14 protein-coding genes are annotated in these 17,562 nt (G+C 40.2%); 11 read left to right on the forward strand and 3 right to left on the reverse strand.

The features are described from left to right. Positions 1-136: 136 nt before the first annotated feature. From QQK02_RS03485 to QQK02_RS03495, 3 genes are all read right to left on the reverse strand, one after another. Positions 137-1,906: a DEAD/DEAH box helicase gene (locus QQK02_RS03485; protein WP_284206555.1), complete on the reverse strand. Its 1,770-nt coding sequence runs from the start codon at positions 1,904-1,906 to the stop codon at positions 137-139. 308 nt (positions 1,907-2,214) lie between these two features. After that, positions 2,215-4,608: a Lon protease family protein gene (locus tag QQK02_RS03490; protein WP_284206556.1), complete on the reverse strand. Its 2,394-nt coding sequence runs from the start codon at positions 4,606-4,608 to the stop codon at positions 2,215-2,217. A gap of 323 nt (positions 4,609-4,931) precedes the next feature. After that, positions 4,932-5,417 (reverse strand): zinc ribbon-containing protein, encoded by a 486-nt coding sequence (locus tag QQK02_RS03495; RefSeq protein ID WP_284206557.1) that lies wholly within the window; start codon positions 5,415-5,417, stop codon positions 4,932-4,934. Positions 5,418-5,902: 485 nt separating this feature from the next. Between QQK02_RS03495 and leuS the strand changes: the two genes are divergently transcribed. From leuS to ybeD, 11 genes are all read left to right on the forward strand, one after another. Continuing rightward, the gene (gene leuS, locus QQK02_RS03500; RefSeq protein WP_284206656.1) at positions 5,903-8,482 is read left to right on the forward strand and encodes a leucine--tRNA ligase; all 2,580 of its coding nucleotides are present in this window, start codon (positions 5,903-5,905) and stop codon (positions 8,480-8,482) included. Between the two features lie 110 nt (positions 8,483-8,592). Next, positions 8,593-9,099 carry an LPS-assembly lipoprotein LptE gene (locus tag QQK02_RS03505; protein ID WP_284206558.1) on the forward strand — a complete coding sequence of 169 codons (507 nt, stop codon included), beginning with the start codon at positions 8,593-8,595 and terminating at the stop codon, positions 9,097-9,099. A 2-nt stretch (positions 9,100-9,101) separates the two neighbouring features. Then, positions 9,102-10,145 (forward strand): DNA polymerase III subunit delta, encoded by a 1,044-nt coding sequence (gene holA, locus QQK02_RS03510; RefSeq protein ID WP_284206559.1) that lies wholly within the window; start codon positions 9,102-9,104, stop codon positions 10,143-10,145. A gap of 2 nt (positions 10,146-10,147) precedes the next feature. Continuing rightward, positions 10,148-10,792 carry a nicotinate-nucleotide adenylyltransferase gene (nadD, locus tag QQK02_RS03515; protein WP_284206560.1) on the forward strand — a complete coding sequence of 215 codons (645 nt, stop codon included), beginning with the start codon at positions 10,148-10,150 and terminating at the stop codon, positions 10,790-10,792. Between the two features lie 79 nt (positions 10,793-10,871). Further along, the gene (rsfS, locus tag QQK02_RS03520; protein WP_284206561.1) at positions 10,872-11,189 is read left to right on the forward strand and encodes a ribosome silencing factor; all 318 of its coding nucleotides are present in this window, start codon (positions 10,872-10,874) and stop codon (positions 11,187-11,189) included. A gap of 6 nt (positions 11,190-11,195) precedes the next feature. After that, positions 11,196-11,666 carry a 23S rRNA (pseudouridine(1915)-N(3))-methyltransferase RlmH gene (gene rlmH, locus QQK02_RS03525; protein ID WP_284206562.1) on the forward strand — a complete coding sequence of 157 codons (471 nt, stop codon included), beginning with the start codon at positions 11,196-11,198 and terminating at the stop codon, positions 11,664-11,666. Position 11,667: 1 nt separating this feature from the next. Next, complete coding sequence (gene mrdA, locus QQK02_RS03530) at positions 11,668-13,632, forward strand: penicillin-binding protein 2 (RefSeq protein WP_284206563.1); 1,965 nt, start codon at positions 11,668-11,670, stop codon at positions 13,630-13,632. Next, positions 13,632-14,747: a rod shape-determining protein RodA gene (rodA, locus tag QQK02_RS03535; RefSeq protein ID WP_284206564.1), complete on the forward strand. Its 1,116-nt coding sequence runs from the start codon at positions 13,632-13,634 to the stop codon at positions 14,745-14,747. Before mrdA ends, rodA begins: the two co-directional genes overlap by 1 nt. A gap of 73 nt (positions 14,748-14,820) precedes the next feature. After that, positions 14,821-15,651 carry a septal ring lytic transglycosylase RlpA family protein gene (locus tag QQK02_RS03540; protein WP_284206565.1) on the forward strand — a complete coding sequence of 277 codons (831 nt, stop codon included), beginning with the start codon at positions 14,821-14,823 and terminating at the stop codon, positions 15,649-15,651. Positions 15,652-15,831: 180 nt separating this feature from the next. Beyond that, positions 15,832-16,935, forward strand: coding sequence for a serine hydrolase (locus QQK02_RS03545; protein WP_284206657.1), 1,104 nt, complete (start codon positions 15,832-15,834; stop codon positions 16,933-16,935). 291 nt (positions 16,936-17,226) lie between these two features. Then, entirely contained in the window at positions 17,227-17,490 is a 264-nt protein-coding gene (gene ybeD, locus QQK02_RS03550; RefSeq protein WP_284206566.1) for a DUF493 family protein YbeD, read from the forward strand. Positions 17,491-17,562 lie beyond the last annotated feature (72 nt).

Genomic DNA, 17,562 nt, shown 5'->3' on the forward strand with positions numbered 1-17,562 from the left:
TGTAACGATTAATTTACGCCCCTCTAAACTTTGCTAACCTTTTACCAAACCGTTGGCGCCACCATCATTATTTCGGTCAAATTTCAGGCATAAAAAAAGGTGCTATAAGCACCTTTTTACCCCATTAATAACGCAATTAGTTATAACGACGTTGCTTGTCACCACGTGGCTTGCGCTTTTGTGTCGCAATTGGTGCTTCTGATAAAGAGATGTCAATTGCTTGGCGACGCACACGCACACCTTTTAACTTCTTGTAGACGTTAGTCGGCATGTTCTTAGGTAATTGAACAAAGCTGTGACGGTCAAACAAATTAATCTGGCCAATATAGCTGCTGTCTAACGAAATTTCGTTCGCGATAGCACCAACGATATCACCCGGTTTAGCACCGTGCTCTTTACCTACCTCTAAACGGTATGTTTGCCAATCAACATCGCTACGTGTAGTTTTTGGTTTGCGCTGACGTTCACCACGATCACCACGATCACCACGTTCACCGCGGTTGTCTCTGTCGCCTCGGCGAGCATCACGACGGTTACCACGATCATCACGGTCACGTGCTTCACGACGTGGTTTCGGATCTTCTTTTGGAAACAATGGTTGCTTAAGTTGTTTATTAAATAAAAGGGCTGCAGCTAAATGTTCAGTCGACATTTCACTTTCTTCAGCCATTGTTTCAACAACTTTCATCATCTCAGCAATATCATTGTTAGCTAAGATATCTAATAATTCTTGTTTAGTTCGCTCAATACGTGATTTACCAATTTCTTGAATAGTTGGTAATTCATAATCTTCAACTCTACCTGACGTTAAACGTTCATAATGACGAACACGGTACATTTCGCGTGGACGAATAAATGAAATCGAAGTACCTTCGCGTCCCGCACGGCCTGTTCGACCAATACGGTGAACATAAACTTCATTATCATCAGGTAAGTCGTAGTTAACCACTAAATCAATACTTGGAATATCTAAACCACGAGCAACAACATCTGTCGCAACTAAGATTTTTAGTGTGCCGTTACGCAATTGATCAACGGTACGCTCACGTTGAGCTTGATTCATTTCACCATTAATTGCAGCTGCAGCAAATCCTTTAGACTCAAGGTGCTCAGCGACTTCAACAGTATCGTTACGTGTACGTACGAAAACGATCATCGCTTTGTACTCAATCACTTCAGAAACACGCTCTAAAGCAGTTTTCTTATTTAGACCACTCACTTTCCAAGCAAGCTGAGTAATGTTTGCTTTTACTTGCTTAACTGGCGCTACACGTAAATGTTCAGGATCTTTTAAGAAGCGATTCGCGATTTTGCGAATTTGTGGTGGCATTGTTGCAGAGAAAAGTGCCATCTGCGTTTCATCATTTAAGTGATCTAAGATCCACTCAATGTCTTCTAAGAAACCCATGTTTAACATTTCATCAGCTTCGTCTAATGCACAAAACTTAACGTTTTCAAGCTTTAAACTCTTACGACGTAAGTGATCCATCATACGACCAGGCGTACCGACAATCACTTGTGCACCACGTTCAATTTGTGCAAATTGAGGACCGTAAGATTGACCACCGTAAACAGTGGCAACACGCAAACCTTTCATGTTTTTCGCAAATTGTTCGATTGCTTCAGCTACTTGGATAGCCAATTCACGTGTAGGTGCGATAACAAGCATTTGTGGCTTACGGATTGAAGTATCGATACTTGCTAGTGCTGGCAAGCCAAATGCTGCCGTTTTACCAGTACCAGTCTGTGCTTCACCAAGTACATCTCTACCTTCTAATAAAGGTGGGATAGTCATTGCTTGGATTGGCGTAGGATTTTCAAAACCCATTGCTTTTAAAGCAGTTGATAAAACTTCAGGCAAGCCTAGTGCGTCAAAGCTCACAGGAGCATTGTTTGATTCAGTCATAAATTGTCTTCTCAAGGCAGGAACAAATCCTGCGTAAAATTACGAGGAAACCACCTTGAAGACCACGCGGGAACAAACTAATCAAGTCGCTGACTAGTGGAACAGTCTAATTGGCGGATATAACCCCAACGAATAACCTAATTAACTTTTTGGCACAATTTGGTTATCAAATAGCCGTTAATTAGTGAGGCGCGAATCATACTGATTTTTTAAGATATTGCAAGTAAAACCGCCAAATAAGCGATAAAAACACCAAAAAAGCCAGTGTATTAACACCGGCTTTACATTTGATTGATTATATCAAAGTTCTATTCTTCGTCAGAACCATCAAGAATATCGGCAAACTGTTTTAGCTTATCTAACGCTAAACCATGGATTGATTTTCGTGGGTACCTGCCCGTTGAATTTTTCTCCCCTGCTTGAGTCGACATTAAAATCGCAAGCGCTTGGTCAATATCTTCAACGGCATAGATATGAAACTTATCATTTTCTACAGCTGTCATCACGTCATCATTGAGCATTAAGTTCATTACGTTAGTACGTGGAATAATAACACCTTGTGTGCCTGTTAGGCCTCGGTCATTGCAAAGTTGGAAAAAGCCTTCAATCTTTTCATTCACACCGCCAATCGATTGTACTTCACCATGTTGATTAATAGAGCCTGTAATAGCGACACTTTGATCGATGGGTAATTGAGTAATCGCCGATATCAATGCGCAAAGCTCTGCCATTGACGCACTGTCGCCATCAATATGCCCATAAGATTGTTCGATCGCAATATTAGCTGAAATCGCCACAGGAAAGTCTTTACCGTATTTATGGCCTAAATACCCAGTCAATAACATCACACCTTTGGAGTGAATAGATTTTCCTAAATCAACTTCACGTTCTATATCGGTTACCCCATTAGAGCCGGCATAAACCGTTGCCGTCATACGCGCTGGTGTGCCAAAAACACTTTCACCAATTTCAAGAACGGTTAAACCGTTTACTTTGCCCACTTGTTTACCTTGGGTAGAAATAAGCACTTGACGCTCTTTAATATCGCTCAACCAAGTTTCGCTAATTCGACCAGTTCGACGTTGTTTTGCCTTAAGTGCAAGTTGAATATGCTCAGCTGTTATAAGATCCGTTTCGTTAGCTTTTTTGGCAAGGTATACCGCTTCATCGAGTAAATCATTAACTAAGACAATATTGGCGGAAATCTTTGACTGATGCTCTGCCTTTCTTAGTGCGAATCGCACCATTTCAACAAGTGCTTCATTACTGACTTCTGGATACCCTAACTTAATGGCACGTTGACAGATGATATTGCCGTAAGCTTTAAGGTTGTCGTTATCGTGAGCAACGTAACGATCAAAGTCGGCTAGTACTCTAAACAACTCGGTAAATTCTTGATCGTATTCTTGCAACATGTAGTAGATGTCAGCGTCGCCTAGCAACACCACTTTAACCTTCAGCGGAATTTTTTCAGGTTGCAAACTATAAACACTTGGCGGTGAAAACTCGCTATACGGGTTCTCTATTGTTATTTGTCCTGTTTTAAGTGCAAGCTTTAAGCGAGTCCAAACCATAGGTTGATTGAGGAGTTTTTCAGCATCAAGCAACAAATACCCACCATTAGCTTTATGCAGCGCACCTGCTCGAATTAAACGATAACTTGTGTACGTTGAACCTTGAAAAGTGCCGAAATCAACCTGACCAAATAAATTTTGAAACGTTGGGTTTTGCTCGTAAACGACTGGCGCCCCCTCATCATTACCTCGATCAACTAACAAGTTTGGCACAAAACGCTCGACCATTACCTTACGTGCATCTTTGTCATCACGGCTTTCCGTTGATTCGTTTGCCAAGATTTCTAAGACCTCGTCCACGATATTATTTTTAATCGTCTTCAGATACTTCAGTATGCCAAGGTTACTAGCAAACTCATGTTCCATTTCTTTAAGCAAAGGCTTTATGGTTTGTTTGGCAGTATCGGTGCGCAACGTTCTTTGCTGCTCTGATGAATTACGTTTCCATAACGGCAATTCTAATAACTGCTCAGCAAGAAAATGTTCTAATTCTGCAAGCTTTTGGTAAAACTCAGCACGTTGAGACTCATCTAATTGAGAAAAATCTTTATCACTAATCGGTTGGCCATCAATTAGAGGAGCAAAACCAACTTCACCTTTCTCTTCATACAACGCAACACCACGCTCAATAGCGTGCTGTTCAACCAAATCAATCGCTTCATCATATTGCTTATTAAACGCACGTTCTATCGCTGACTTTTGACGTTGGTAATTAGGGTTGTCAAAAATTTCGGGAAATAAACCGATAAGATCATCAATAAAGGTATTTAAGCGACTTACAAGTTGCTTGCCTTCACCAGGATTCAAATAAAGTGCTTGAGGCGTTAGAGCATCATCAAAGTGATTGATGTAACACCATTCGCTTGGTGTTTCTTGCGTTTTAGCAGTATGGCTTAGCATTTGAGTGATAAGCGTTTGCCTACCCGTACCATGTTCACCCATTGCGAAGACATTGAACCCCACAGCAGGCATTGAAAGACCAAACTCTAATGCTTCTTTTGCACGGTCGTGCCCAATAAAGGTTTGGTCGTCAACACTGGTTTTATTAATACTGTCAAAAATAGTTGCTGGAATTGATGCCGAAAGCTGGTCAATCGACAAGCTATTTTTCTGGGCAGTTTGGGGCATATAACACTCTTTAAAATGTACCTGCCTAACATTAGACAAGTTTAGGATTGTTCTTCTGCGGTTATTGTAATGCTGAATCACTTACAAAGGCAAAAAAACCCGTAAAACAAAATAAGACACACGTAAAATAGAGAAAACGGTGCTTTTAGTATTCTTTTCTTTATGATTTACAAATAAACTGGCGTCGTCACACCCGAATAATAACTTTGGAAGACTTAACAGACTATGTGATCAAACCGGTTTATCGATAAGTTGGGCGTTTTTGCGGAAGTTTTCCATTACATATCAACTGACGTCATCATGAATAACCTGTAAAAAAATAGCTATGGCATCAAGGGTTGTCGCGTGAACGACTCATGACCACACTCTATGCAGCCAATAACTTCACTAAAATGACTATGATGGCATGCATGTCCGCAATGTCGACACACTAGCACCCCAAAGCCAATAAAATCTCCCGCATGGTAAACGCCATCATGATCAAAGTCGTCTTGAAGTTCAGCCCATTCAACTTGTGATTTATCCGTTACTTGCTCTAGGGTTTGCCACAAACTTTCGTTGAGAATATCAACCGATGGCGAGTTTTTGAAGTCAACTTGTTGTTGATGATAAAAGTCTTTTAGATCAAACTTTAAGTTAGCAATAAATTGTTCAATTTTTTCTTCAGGGTACTCTTCTGACATTCGAACAAATTCTTTTGCTTTCTCGACTACATTAATGAGGTCCGTCAGTTCATGCTCTCTTACATCTTTAAGCCAATCTGCGAGTTGTTGATTAACAGCATCAAACCTTTCTTTGTAAGTAGACATTTTCACTCCATTTAAAATGAACATTTCCGCCTCAAGTATAGTTCAAGAAACGTTGGCCAGTAACAACGATTAATTAGGGGCTGTTGCTCTTTCATTTTAGCTTCTGCTTTAGGTTAATTTTCAAGATAACAAGGCGAAAAGAGCGTAATGTAGTTGTTCTACCTTAACGATTTTCAACGATGTTAGGTTTAAAATTAGCCAAAGCTCTTTGGGTTGACTTGAAAAAGCGATATTCTTTGTTGCTTAAAGTGTATCTGGAACACCAAACATAACTTTAAGCGCCGCGAATCTCATCTTTTTAAAGGCAACAGAGTTACAAACTCAAAGATCAACAGCCCCTAAAAACAATCAATGAATAAACTTGTTGTTACTTGACCAGATAAGGTATTCTATCGTGATAATTTTATTCGGTATTAATTGCACGTTTTTTAAGCAAAAACGACCTACCGATACGACATTTAATGATTAATTTTGAGAAATTCTTAATGGAATCCATTTATAACCCGCAAGCGATTGAAGCCCAAGTTCAAAAACATTGGACAAAAAATAAAACCTTCAAAGCGCAAGAAAAGCCAGGCCAAGAAAAATTTTACTGCTTATCAATGTTCCCATACCCAAGTGGTCGTCTTCATATGGGACACGTTCGTAACTACTCGCTCGGCGATGTAATTTCACGTTACCAACGCATGCAAGGTAAAAACGTAATGCAACCTATGGGTTGGGATGCGTTTGGTTTACCTGCTGAAAATGCAGCGATTAAAAACAACTCTGCGCCGGCTAAATGGACATACCAAAACATTGATTACATGCGTAACCAGCTAAAGTCATTAGGTTTTGGTTACGACTGGGATCGTGAATTAGCAACCTGTACGAAAGAATATTACCGTTGGGAACAGTGGTTCTTTACTAAGTTATATGAAAAAGGCTTGGTCTATAAGAAAAACGCAACCGTTAACTGGGATCCGGTAGACCAAACCGTACTTGCCAATGAACAAGTGATTGACGGTCGTGGTTGGCGTTCAGGCGCAATTGTCGAGAAAAAAGAAATTCCACAGTGGTTTATTAAAATCACAGATTATGCTGAAGAATTACTGAACGATCTAGATCAATTAGAAGGTTGGCCAGAGCAAGTTAAAACCATGCAGAAAAACTGGATTGGTCGCTCTGAAGGTGTAGAAATGACGTTCGCAGTTGCAGATAGCGACGAAACCTTTGATATCTACACTACGCGTCCAGATACCATTATGGGTGTAACCTATGTTGCATTAGCTGCAACGCATCCACTTTCAATTCAAGCATCAGAAAATAACGCCGAGCTTGCTCAATTCATTGCTGACTGTAAAACAGAAAATGCAACTGAAGCAGACATGGCTACTATCGAGAAAAAAGGTGTTGATACAGGTCTTAAAGCAGTACACCCATTAACAGGTGAACTGGTACCAGTATGGGCAGCAAACTTTGTCCTAATGGATTACGGCTCAGGTGCTGTTATGTCAGTGCCAGGTCATGACCAACGTGATTTTGAATTTGCAACAAAATACGGTTTATCAATTAAACAAGTTATTGCTGGTGGAGCTGATGATGACATTAGCAAAGCTGCGATTACTGAAAAAGGTAAGTTAATCAACTCAGGTGAGTTCGATGGACTGAATTTCAAAAAAGCCTTTAAACAAATTGCTTGGAAATTATCACAAGCAGGTAAAGGCCAAATTAAAGTAAATTACCGACTACGTGACTGGGGTGTTTCTCGTCAGCGTTACTGGGGTACACCAATTCCAATGATCAATTTGGCAAATGGTGAATCAGTGCCTGTACCAGAAGATCAATTACCGGTTGAGCTGCCTGAAGAAGTCGTTATGAATGGTGTAACTTCACCAATTAAAGATGATCCTGAATGGGCAAAAACAACCTACAACGGTGAAGCAGCATTTAAAGAAACAGATACTTTTGACACCTTTATGGAATCGTCATGGTACTACGCTCGTTACTGTTCGCCATCGGAAGATGGTCAAATGTTAGATCCAGAAAAAGCAAATTATTGGTTACCGGTTGATCAATACATTGGTGGTATTGAACACGCGATTCTTCACTTATTGTACGCTCGCTTTTTCCATAAATTATTACGTGACGTAGGTTTGGTTGAGTCTGATGAACCGTTTAAGAGCCTACTATGTCAAGGCATGGTGTTAGCAGATACTTACTATCGTGAAGCTGACAACGGCGCTCAAGAATGGATTTCTCCAACTGACGTAGAAGTTGAACGCGATGAAAAAGGCAAAGTAACAATAGCTACGTCAAAGCTTGATGGTGAACCTGTTATTTCTGCTGGCATGAGTAAAATGTCAAAATCGAAAAACAATGGTATCGATCCACAATCAGTTATTGACCAATATGGTGCTGATACCGTTCGTTTATTTATTATGTTCACGTCACCACCAGAGCAAACCTTAGAATGGTCTGACTCAGGTGTAGAAGGTGCTCATCGTTTCTTAAAACGTGTTTGGAAATTAGCTCACGATTTTAGCGAGTCTGGTGAAGCGCCAGCACTTGATGGTTTATCATTAAATGCTGCCCAAAAAGCAACACGCCGTGAACTACATAAAACTATCACCAAAGTAACCGATGATATTGGTCGTCGAAACACCTTCAATACTGCGATTGCAGCGGTTATGGAGCTAATGAACCACCTTGCTAAGCAATCAATGGACAGCGCTGAAGATCGTGCAGTCATGCAAGAAGCTGTGCGTGGCGTGATCTTAATGCTAACACCAATTGTTCCTCACTTTGCACATGAAGTATGGCGCTCTATTGGTGACGGAAATGATATTGAAGATACCCTTTGGCCAAGTATTGACGAATCTGCACTTGTTGAAGATGAAAAACTTATTATCGTTCAAGTAAACGGTAAGTTGCGCGCGAAATTAACCGTTAGCGCAAATGCTCAGCAAGATGAAGTGCAAGCATTAGCCATGGCTGAAGAAAACGTTAGTAAATTTACTGATGATAAAACAATTCGCAAGGTTATCTTTGTTCCTGGCAAGCTACTTAATATTGTAGCAAACTAGTTGACAATTACGCTAAGATACAGGGGCGTGTTTACGCCCCTTTTGCGCTAAAGAAAATGAATAGCTATTGATACAGGATAATAACAAACAACATGCCCTATCGATTTAAAATGCCGTCAAACACGTACCTTCGCGTGCTATTCTCTCTGATTTTTGTCAGCCTTATAGCAAGTTGTGGATTTCAATTGCGAGGTCAATACCTGCTTCCTCAAGAACTACAAACACTTTACGTAAGCTCGGATGATAACTTTGGTGAATTGACCCGATTAGTTAAGCAGCACTTAACTATTAATGACGTTAACGTTGTAGAGTCGCCAAAAAGTAATACGCCTGAGCTTAAAATTCTCCGCGACCAACTTAACCGTCGAACACTTTCTGTGTTACCAAATGGGCAAGTGGCAGAATACGAACTGATTTATACCGTAAACTACCAAATCACTTTACCTGAGCAAAGCCCGCAACAATTTAACTTTGACCTGTATCGTGAATACCAAGACGATCCAAACTTTGCCTTAGCAAAATCTCGTGAACTAAATTTGTTGCTCAGTGAAATGCGTGAACGTGCTGCTGAGCGAATTTTACGTGAGCTAGCTTCTGTTGATGTAACAGGTCAATAGCCATGCGTATTTACCACAACAAACTGAGTCAATCCTTGCATAAAGAGTTACCGCTTGTTTGTTTGGTATTTGGTGATGAGCCATGGCAAAAAATTGATAGCCTCAATCAAATTAAGCAACAAGCAAAAAACCAAGGTTTTGAAGAAGTCATTCAATATAGCGCCGATGATAAATTTGATTGGCAGGAAGTGCATAACGAATACTTTGCCATGAGCCTATTTGCTAGTCGAAAAGTCATTGAAATTGAATTGGTTAACGGCAAAATTTCTGAACAAGGTGGCAAGTTTTTAACGGAGCTTGCTAGTCAGCTGATCCCAGACAATATATTGATCATTCATGGCAATAAACTCGATACACGGGTAACGAAAAAGAAATGGTTTACCAGCCTAGATAAACAAGGCATTTATGTTGCGATTTATGATATCGAAGGCCACCATTTACATCAGTGGCTTAATCAACAGGCTAGACAATCCGGCTTACGTTTATCACAAGATGCAACCCACTACCTAGTGACGATACTTGAAGGTAACTTATTGGCGATGTCTCAAGAGCTTGAAAAATTTGCCATGCTTTACCCAAATCAACAGCTAGAACTTGAACAAGTTGAAGCACTATCCATAAAACAAGCTAAGTTTAATCCGTTCCAATTAGTTGATACCTTACTGAGCGCAAACTTTAAAAAGCTCATGCTAATGCTAGAGAGCTTGTCTCATGATGGTGTACATGCCAGCCAATTAATTTGGATATTGCACAAAGAAATTAGCCAACTAGCGCAAATGCATGAAGCGTTAAACCAAGGTGAAGATTTTAATGGTTTATGTAAATCTCTTAGGATCTGGGACAAACGTAAACCGGTGTATCAACAGGCAATAAACAACACCAAACTCTCGAATATTTATATTGCCTTATCTCGCTTAGCAGATGTAGATCAGCAGATAAAATCATCAAGTGACTTTGATGATATGTTGCTACTCACCGATGTCTGCATTAGCGTTTTTCATGGCGAAGTGACGAATCAATTATCTATTAATTACGTTAACCATTAGTCATGACTGTATCCAAGAATCGACTCGGTATATTTGGTGGTACGTTTAACCCTATTCATTTAGGACACATTCAAACCGTCAATCAAGCAGCCAACTTACTATCGTTAGGTAGCGTTGCGCTCCTACCGGCAAATATTCCCCCACACAAAAAACAACCCACAATAGACTTGTCTCATCGACTTGCCATGCTCGAAGCGGTTTGTAAGCAACACTCACGTTTTTACATTGAAGACTTTGAACTTAAACAAGCGAGTACGTCTTTTACGGTAAAAACATTAACTGCCCTCAAAGCACAAAAACCGACTCAAGATCTATTCTTTTTCATTGGCATGGATTCCTTAGTTAACTTTCACCTTTGGTTTGAATATCAAGAAATATTGAATCTTTGCAATTTAGTGGTAAGCACGCGACCAGGCTATGACGTCAATCAAGTCCAAGAAGAAGTAAAGGCATCGACAATCTCTTTTAACGCGTTTGAACAATTGGCCGAGCCTCAGCCGAGTGGACAAATTATCTTAATGCCTGATTTACCTATCGATATGGCATCTTCTCGCATTCGACAAATGATACAAAGAAACGAAAGCGTTGAGCATTTGTTACCACCAGATGTACATCAGTACATAAAAACTCACAACTTGTATCAATAATTAAGCGCGGTTGAAGGTGACGAGCTACTAGCAAAAGTGGTAAACTCTGCCTTATTTTTATCGTTACGGGAAAGTTACATTGCAATTAGACGCACTAAGCGCATTTGTTGTTGATAAAATTGACGACATGAAAGGCCGCGAAATCACCATTTTAGATATTGAAGACAAGGCAAGCTTCGCATCACACATGATCGTTTGTTCAGGAAATTCAAATCGCCACGTAAAATCTATCGCCAATCATGTTGTTATTGAATGTCGCGCTCAAGGTGTTGAGCCATTAGGTACAGAAGGCAACGACGTAGGCGAATGGTCATTAGTTGATTTGGGCGACGTTATCGTTCATGTCATGACTGATGAAATGAGAGATCGTTATCAATTAGAACAACTCTGGTCATAACCGTTCATGCGCATCACCCTCTACGCCGTAGGCAATAAAATGCCTAAATGGGTAACCGAAGGATTTAACGAGTATACCCGACGCTTTCCAAGAGATATGTCATTTCACTTAGTTGAAATACCACCAGGTAAACGTGGTAAAAATGCCGATATCGCGCGTATTTTAGAAAAAGAGGGTGAGCAAATGCTCGCTGCTATTCCAAAAGGTTCACGTATAGTTACCTTAGAAGTGCTAGGTAAACCTTGGGATACACCAGAATTAGCCCGTCAGTTAGACCGCTGGCAAAATGATGGTCGTGATGTTGCCCTACTCGTTGGTGGCCCTGAAGGGTTAGCGCCAGCATGTATTGCAGCTTCTGAACAAAAATGGTCGCTATCAAACTTAACATTGCCTCACCCTCTTGTACGTATATTTTTAGCAGAAAGCTTATATCGTGCATGGAGTGTCAATAATAACCATCCTTATCACAGGGAGTGATATGGCACGTCGTAAACGCGTCTCCATTCGAAATCATAGTGCTGAAGCAAACCTTTTTGCACGTAGAGCTTTTATAGCCTTAATTGGCGTTTTTTTAATGTTGCTCATTCTTTTTAGCAACGTTTATGATCTCGAAGTTAACTCTTACGAAAAATACAAAACGCGCTCAAACTCAAACAGAATAAAACTTTTACCAGTCGCCCCTAACAGAGGCTTAATTTACGATAGAAATGGCGTGTTACTCGCTGAAAATAAGCCAATTTATTCTTTAGAAATTATTCCCGAGCAAACTCAAGAATTAGAAAAAACCGTTGACGAACTTGCCCTACTCCTCGACATATCTCCAGAACAAAAAGCAAAGTTTTTTAAACAACTACGTAGTAATCGTCGATTTAAACCTGTTGAGCTGCACGCTCGTTTAAGTGATCAACAAGTTGCACTTTTTAGTGTCAATCAGCATAAATATCCCGGCGCAACCATCGAAGCTCGCCTAAAGCGTTATTATCCATTTGCCGACTTAACGACTCATTCACTAGGCTATGTGGCAAGAATCAATTCGCGTGATGCGATAAAACTTGAAGAAGCTGAAAAAAGTGAAAATTACGCAGCAACTCGTAACATAGGAAAGCTTGGGTTAGAGAGATATTACGAAGACATACTTCACGGCACCATTGGTCACCAAGAAGTAGAAGTGAATAATAAAGGTCGCATCATCAGAACACTGAGCTCTACCGCACCTATTCCCGGTAAAGACTTGACCCTAACCTTAGATATTGAATTGCAAATGATTGCTAAACGCGCATTGTCAGGTAAGCGTGGCGCCATTGTTGCGATTGATCCCCGTGATGGTGGCGTTTTAGCTATGTATTCAAATCCAAGTTACGACGGTAACTTGTTTGTTCATGGTATCAGCTCAAAAAATTACAAAAAGTTATTGGGCTCTAAAGATTTACCGCTGATCAATCGAACGGTGCAAGGCTATCCGCCAGCCTCCACCATTAAACCTTTTATTGCACTTACCGGCTTAGAACATGAAGTTGTCACCCCTGAAAGTAGAATTTGGGATCCGGGGCATTATCAAATTGAAGGGGTTGAAAAAAAATACCGTGACTGGAAACGCTGGGGCCATGGTTGGGTTAACTTAACCACAGCCATTGAGCAGTCTTGTAACGTATATTTCTACGACTTAGCGTATAAGCTTGGTATCACCAAAATTAGTGACATGATGGCTAAATTTGGCTTTGGTGAATATACCGGTATCGACATTCATGAAGAAGCCGATGGTATTTTACCAAGTGTTGAGTGGAAAAGAGCGCGTTATAACCAAAACTGGTATGCCGGTGAAACCGTTTCTGTAGGTATAGGGCAAAGTTTTTGGACAGTAACCCCTCTTCAACTTGCGCAAGCTACCTCTATTTTAGTAAACAAAGGTGAAATAAAGCCTCCTCACCTGCTGAAATCGACGAGCCAATCCAAAGCAGGGTTTGCAACCAATCAAGAAGTTGTTCAAGTGCCCTATCAAGTTGGTGATCTACCACCGATAACATTGAAACATGATAGAAACTGGCTTCATGTTCTAGATGCAATGCACAACACCGTTCAAAAACTTGGTGCAACAGCACACACAGCATTTAAAGGTACAACTTATGACGCCGCGGGTAAAACCGGTTCGGCGCAAGTTGCGAGCTTAGGCGCAGACGAAGAGTACGAAGCGGAAAAAATTCAAGAAAACAAGCGTGATAACGCGATGTTCATTGCTTTTGCGCCTTACGAAAAACCGGAAATCGTCGTCGCTGTTGCGATTGAAAACGTAGCCAAAGGTGGTGGTGCAACTAACGCGGCACCTGTAGCACGACAGATTATGGATCAGTACTTTGGAAACCGCTTCATTAAAAGTGAAGATATTGCATTACACCCTCATCATAATAAGCATCACACACAGTCAACTTCGCAGGGAGGTCAATAATGCCTAGCATTGGACATGATCAAGCGAAGCGACAAACCTTATGGCAACAAATCCACATTGATTTACCATTATTATTTGGCTTACTGGTATTGATGACACTTGGTCTATTTATTGTTTATAGCGCTGGTGGTCAAGATATTGATTTGGTAAAACGCCAAGTAACTCGTTTAGGCATCTCTTTGGTTGTTATGTTTGCGATAGCGCAGATTAACCCACTAATATATCGAAAATGGGCAGTACCGCTATTTATTATTGGCGCCCTAATGCTTGTTGGCGTTTTACTTTTTGGTCACGTTGGTAAAGGTGCGCAACGTTGGTTAGATCTTGGCTTTATGAAGTTTCAACCTTCAGAAATTATGAAGCTAATTGTGCCTATAATGATCGCCTGGTACATCAGCCAATATGATTTACCAGCAAAACTTCGCCATATTATCCTCGCCTTTATTCTGGTGCTAATTCCGACACTACTTATCGCTAGACAACCTGACTTAGGTACGTCTTTACTGATCGCAAGCTCTGGCCTCTTTGTTATTTTTCTTGCCGGGGCAAGTTGGAAGCTCATCGGTACTTGCGTTGGTTTAGCCTCGGCATTCACACCGATAATGTGGATGTTTTTGATGAAAGACTACCAAAAGCAGCGTGTTTTAACGTTTCTCAATCCTGAGCAAGATCCTTTAGGTTCCGGCTACCATATTATTCAATCTAAAATTGCGATTGGCTCAGGCGGTATTTGGGGAAAAGGCTGGTTACAGGGCACTCAGTCGCAATTAGAATTTCTACCAGAGCGTCATACTGACTTTATTTTTGCTGTTTTCAGTGAAGAATTTGGCCTTATTGGCGTACTTGCCTTACTGCTGGTTTATTTAGCAATTGTCATGCGAGGATTATGGATAGCAATCAAGGCGCAGCACGCTTTTACTAAGCTATTAGCCGGTAGTATTACGCTCACGTTCTTTGTTTATGTATTCGTTAATATTGGTATGGTATCAGGTCTACTTCCTGTTGTTGGCGTACCTTTACCTTTAATAAGCTATGGTGGCACTTCAATGGTGACATTAATGGCAGGATTTGGCATGCTAATGGCTATTAGTACGCGCCGACGTTTTATTGCCTAACCGCTTAGTAAAAATTAACGGTTAAACACGTCGGCAAAAATAACAATAATAAAGGTCGATAATTAAGGGCGTCATGATTTTAAATAGAACAATACTGATCATGCTATTTATTGGCTTAGTTGCTGGTTGTTCAAGTAATTCTCGTTATAGTCAGAAACATGACACTACACCTTCTCGTTTGCCGACCGCAAGTGAACTGGAAGACGCTACACCAACTTTTGAGCCACCTTCTCGTGGCGGTAATAAACATTACACGGTACGCGGAAAACACTACAAGGTACTAAGCTCTTCAAAAGATTTTTCTGAGCACGGTATTGCCTCCTATTACGGTGAGAAGTTTCATGGCCATTTAACGTCAAATGGTGAAATTTATAATATGTATGCAATGAGCGCGGCTCATAAAAACCTACCGTTACCCTCATACGTTAAAGTGACAAACTTAGATAATCAAAAGACGGTTGTCGTGCGTGTTAATGATAGAGGTCCATTTCATCCAGGACGCGTTATCGACTTAAGCTTCAGTGCCGCCTATAAATTAGATATGTTGAAAAGTGGTACCGCCAACGTGCGTGTTGATATTATCGAAAAATCACAAACAGCTAATCAACCAGTGCCAAAACCAACAACGTCAACATCTACGCAAGTTGCAAGCTCAAACTCGCCATCATCATTAACAGATGCTTACATTATTCAAATTTTTGCGACGAAAAACCCAACCATGGCTAATTCATTAGTTAGTGCGTTAACATCTTTATATCAAAAACCTGTGCAAGCAAATGAAAAAGATGGAATTTTTCGTGTTCAATTAGGTCCAATAGCTAACCTTGATGAAGCAAACGAAATATTAGCCACGTTAAAATCTTCTGGATACCCAAAAGCATTCAGTAAAAAAGTGGTTTTGTAAACAATTCATGCTGGTCAAGCCATAGCCAAGCTTAGTAAAAATGATATACTGATTGGCAATTTTGACTTCTCTCTCGACAAGAAATATAGGTAAACCATGTCCAACACTTTAGCCACAAGAAAAACAGCTAAATCTCGATTTCCTCTTTTATCTTTTATAGGCGCGGTTACATTATCAGCGATGACAATGGCGCAGGCAGCTATTATTCCTGAGCCTCCGCAAATTAACGCTAAAGGTCATATTTTACTTGATTACACAACAGGTAAAGTGATTGCAGAAGGCAATGCTGATAGCCAACTAGCACCAGCAAGTTTAACTAAGATGATGACGAGCTATATCATCGGTAAAGAAATTGCTGATGGCAATATTAGCCCATCAGACAAAGTGACAATTAGTGAAGATGCTTGGGCGAAAAACTTCCCTGATTCATCAAAAATGTTTATTGAGGTAGGTACAGAAGTTACCGTAGATGACTTAAATCAAGGTATTATCGTTGCTTCTGGTAATGATGCTTGTGTGGCTATGGCTGAACATATTGCCGGCAGTGAAAGTGCTTTTGCTGATCTGATGAACGCACATGCAGAGCAATTGGGCATGAGCGCGTCATATTTTGAAAACAGTCATGGTTTGCATAGCCGAGACCACTTCACCACACCGCGCGATATGGCAACTTTAGCTATTGCTTTAATTCGCGACGTGCCAAACGAATACGTACTTTATAAGCAAAAATCATATACCTACAACAACATCAAGCAGTACAACCGTAATAGCTTATTATGGGATAAAAGCATGAATGTTGACGGTATTAAAACAGGCCACACATCACAAGCTGGTTATAGTTTAGTAACTTCAGCTACTAAAGGTGGTATGCGTTTAGTGAGTGTTGTGATGGGCACTGAAAGCGAACGAGCGCGTAAAGTTGAAAGTAAAAAGTTATTAAACTACGGCTTTAGATTTTTTGAGACATTCACACCATATAACGCAGGCGATAAATTTGCCGATCACCGTGTATGGATGGGTGATGTAGAACAAGTTGAGTTAGGTATTTTAACCGATACACCGATTACAATTCCTCGCGGTCAGCGTAAAAACTTAAAAGCTAACTTTGAATTAAATGAACAGTTAATTGCACCACTAGAAAAAGGCCAAGTTGTTGGTAAGGTGTTTTTGCAATTAGAGGGTGAAGACATTGCTTCATACCCACTTGTATCTTTAAAAGAAGTTAATGAAGGTAGCATGATTTCTCAAATGATGGACTACATTCAATTGCAGTTTATTGAATAAACTACGCATAAATTAGTTAGTGTAAAAATCCCAGCTTGCTGGGATTTTTTGTTTATAGCATTCAATAACGTCACATATAAATAGAAGGTTTTCATCTAACTAGGATCCAAACCACGTCATAACAAAAGCGGCTCATATCCTCTATCATTCCTCGGCCTTTAGAGAAAAACATCACATCACGACTTTAAAATCTATTGGCATAGCCCCATATGACAAATAATGTTAAAATATCGCCATTTTTAGCAAGCTAAAATTTTTACGTGTTTAGCTTGATTGATTAAGAGTACCAAGATGAAAACGAAGTTTGATGAACTGTTAGAATTCCCTACCGTATTAAATTTTAAGGTAATGGGTGTTGCATGTGATGAATTACCTGACCTGATCATTGCAGAATTGCAAAAACATACACCTGGAGATTACACAACGAAGATCAAACCAAGTTCAAAAGGTAATTACCACTCTGTATCGATCCCTGTTCGCGTAACATCAAAAGAGCATATTGAGCTTATCTATAAAACGTTAAACGATATTGAACAAGTAAGATACGTTTTATAGAACACCATGTAGATAATATCGGTGATATCGATATTAAATTTGGTTACAATACTAACAATCAAAACAAAGCGA

The sequence above is a fragment of the Thalassotalea eurytherma genome, from assembly GCF_030161415.1.
In the GTDB taxonomy this organism is placed as follows: domain Bacteria; phylum Pseudomonadota; class Gammaproteobacteria; order Enterobacterales; family Alteromonadaceae; genus Thalassotalea_G; species Thalassotalea_G eurytherma.

What these genes read in the sequence shown, in the direction of transcription:
- QQK02_RS03485 (WP_284206555.1), bottom strand. Translation starts at nt 1,906, where the DNA reads ATGACTGAATCAAACAATGCTCCTGTGAGCTTTGACGCACTAGGCTTG.
- QQK02_RS03490 (WP_284206556.1), bottom strand. Translation starts at nt 4,608, where the DNA reads ATGCCCCAAACTGCCCAGAAAAATAGCTTGTCGATTGACCAGCTTTCG.
- QQK02_RS03495 (WP_284206557.1), bottom strand. Translation starts at nt 5,417, where the DNA reads ATGTCTACTTACAAAGAAAGGTTTGATGCTGTTAATCAACAACTCGCA.
- leuS (WP_284206656.1), top strand. Translation starts at nt 5,903, where the DNA reads ATGGAATCCATTTATAACCCGCAAGCGATTGAAGCCCAAGTTCAAAAA.
- QQK02_RS03505 (WP_284206558.1), top strand. Translation starts at nt 8,593, where the DNA reads ATGCCGTCAAACACGTACCTTCGCGTGCTATTCTCTCTGATTTTTGTC.
- holA (WP_284206559.1), top strand. Translation starts at nt 9,102, where the DNA reads ATGCGTATTTACCACAACAAACTGAGTCAATCCTTGCATAAAGAGTTA.
- nadD (WP_284206560.1), top strand. Translation starts at nt 10,148, where the DNA reads ATGACTGTATCCAAGAATCGACTCGGTATATTTGGTGGTACGTTTAAC.
- rlmH (WP_284206562.1), top strand. Translation starts at nt 11,196, where the DNA reads ATGCGCATCACCCTCTACGCCGTAGGCAATAAAATGCCTAAATGGGTA.
- mrdA (WP_284206563.1), top strand. Translation starts at nt 11,668, where the DNA reads ATGGCACGTCGTAAACGCGTCTCCATTCGAAATCATAGTGCTGAAGCA.
- rodA (WP_284206564.1), top strand. Translation starts at nt 13,632, where the DNA reads ATGCCTAGCATTGGACATGATCAAGCGAAGCGACAAACCTTATGGCAA.
- QQK02_RS03540 (WP_284206565.1), top strand. Translation starts at nt 14,821, where the DNA reads ATGATTTTAAATAGAACAATACTGATCATGCTATTTATTGGCTTAGTT.
- QQK02_RS03545 (WP_284206657.1), top strand. Translation starts at nt 15,832, where the DNA reads ATGACAATGGCGCAGGCAGCTATTATTCCTGAGCCTCCGCAAATTAAC.
- ybeD (WP_284206566.1), top strand. Translation starts at nt 17,227, where the DNA reads ATGAAAACGAAGTTTGATGAACTGTTAGAATTCCCTACCGTATTAAAT.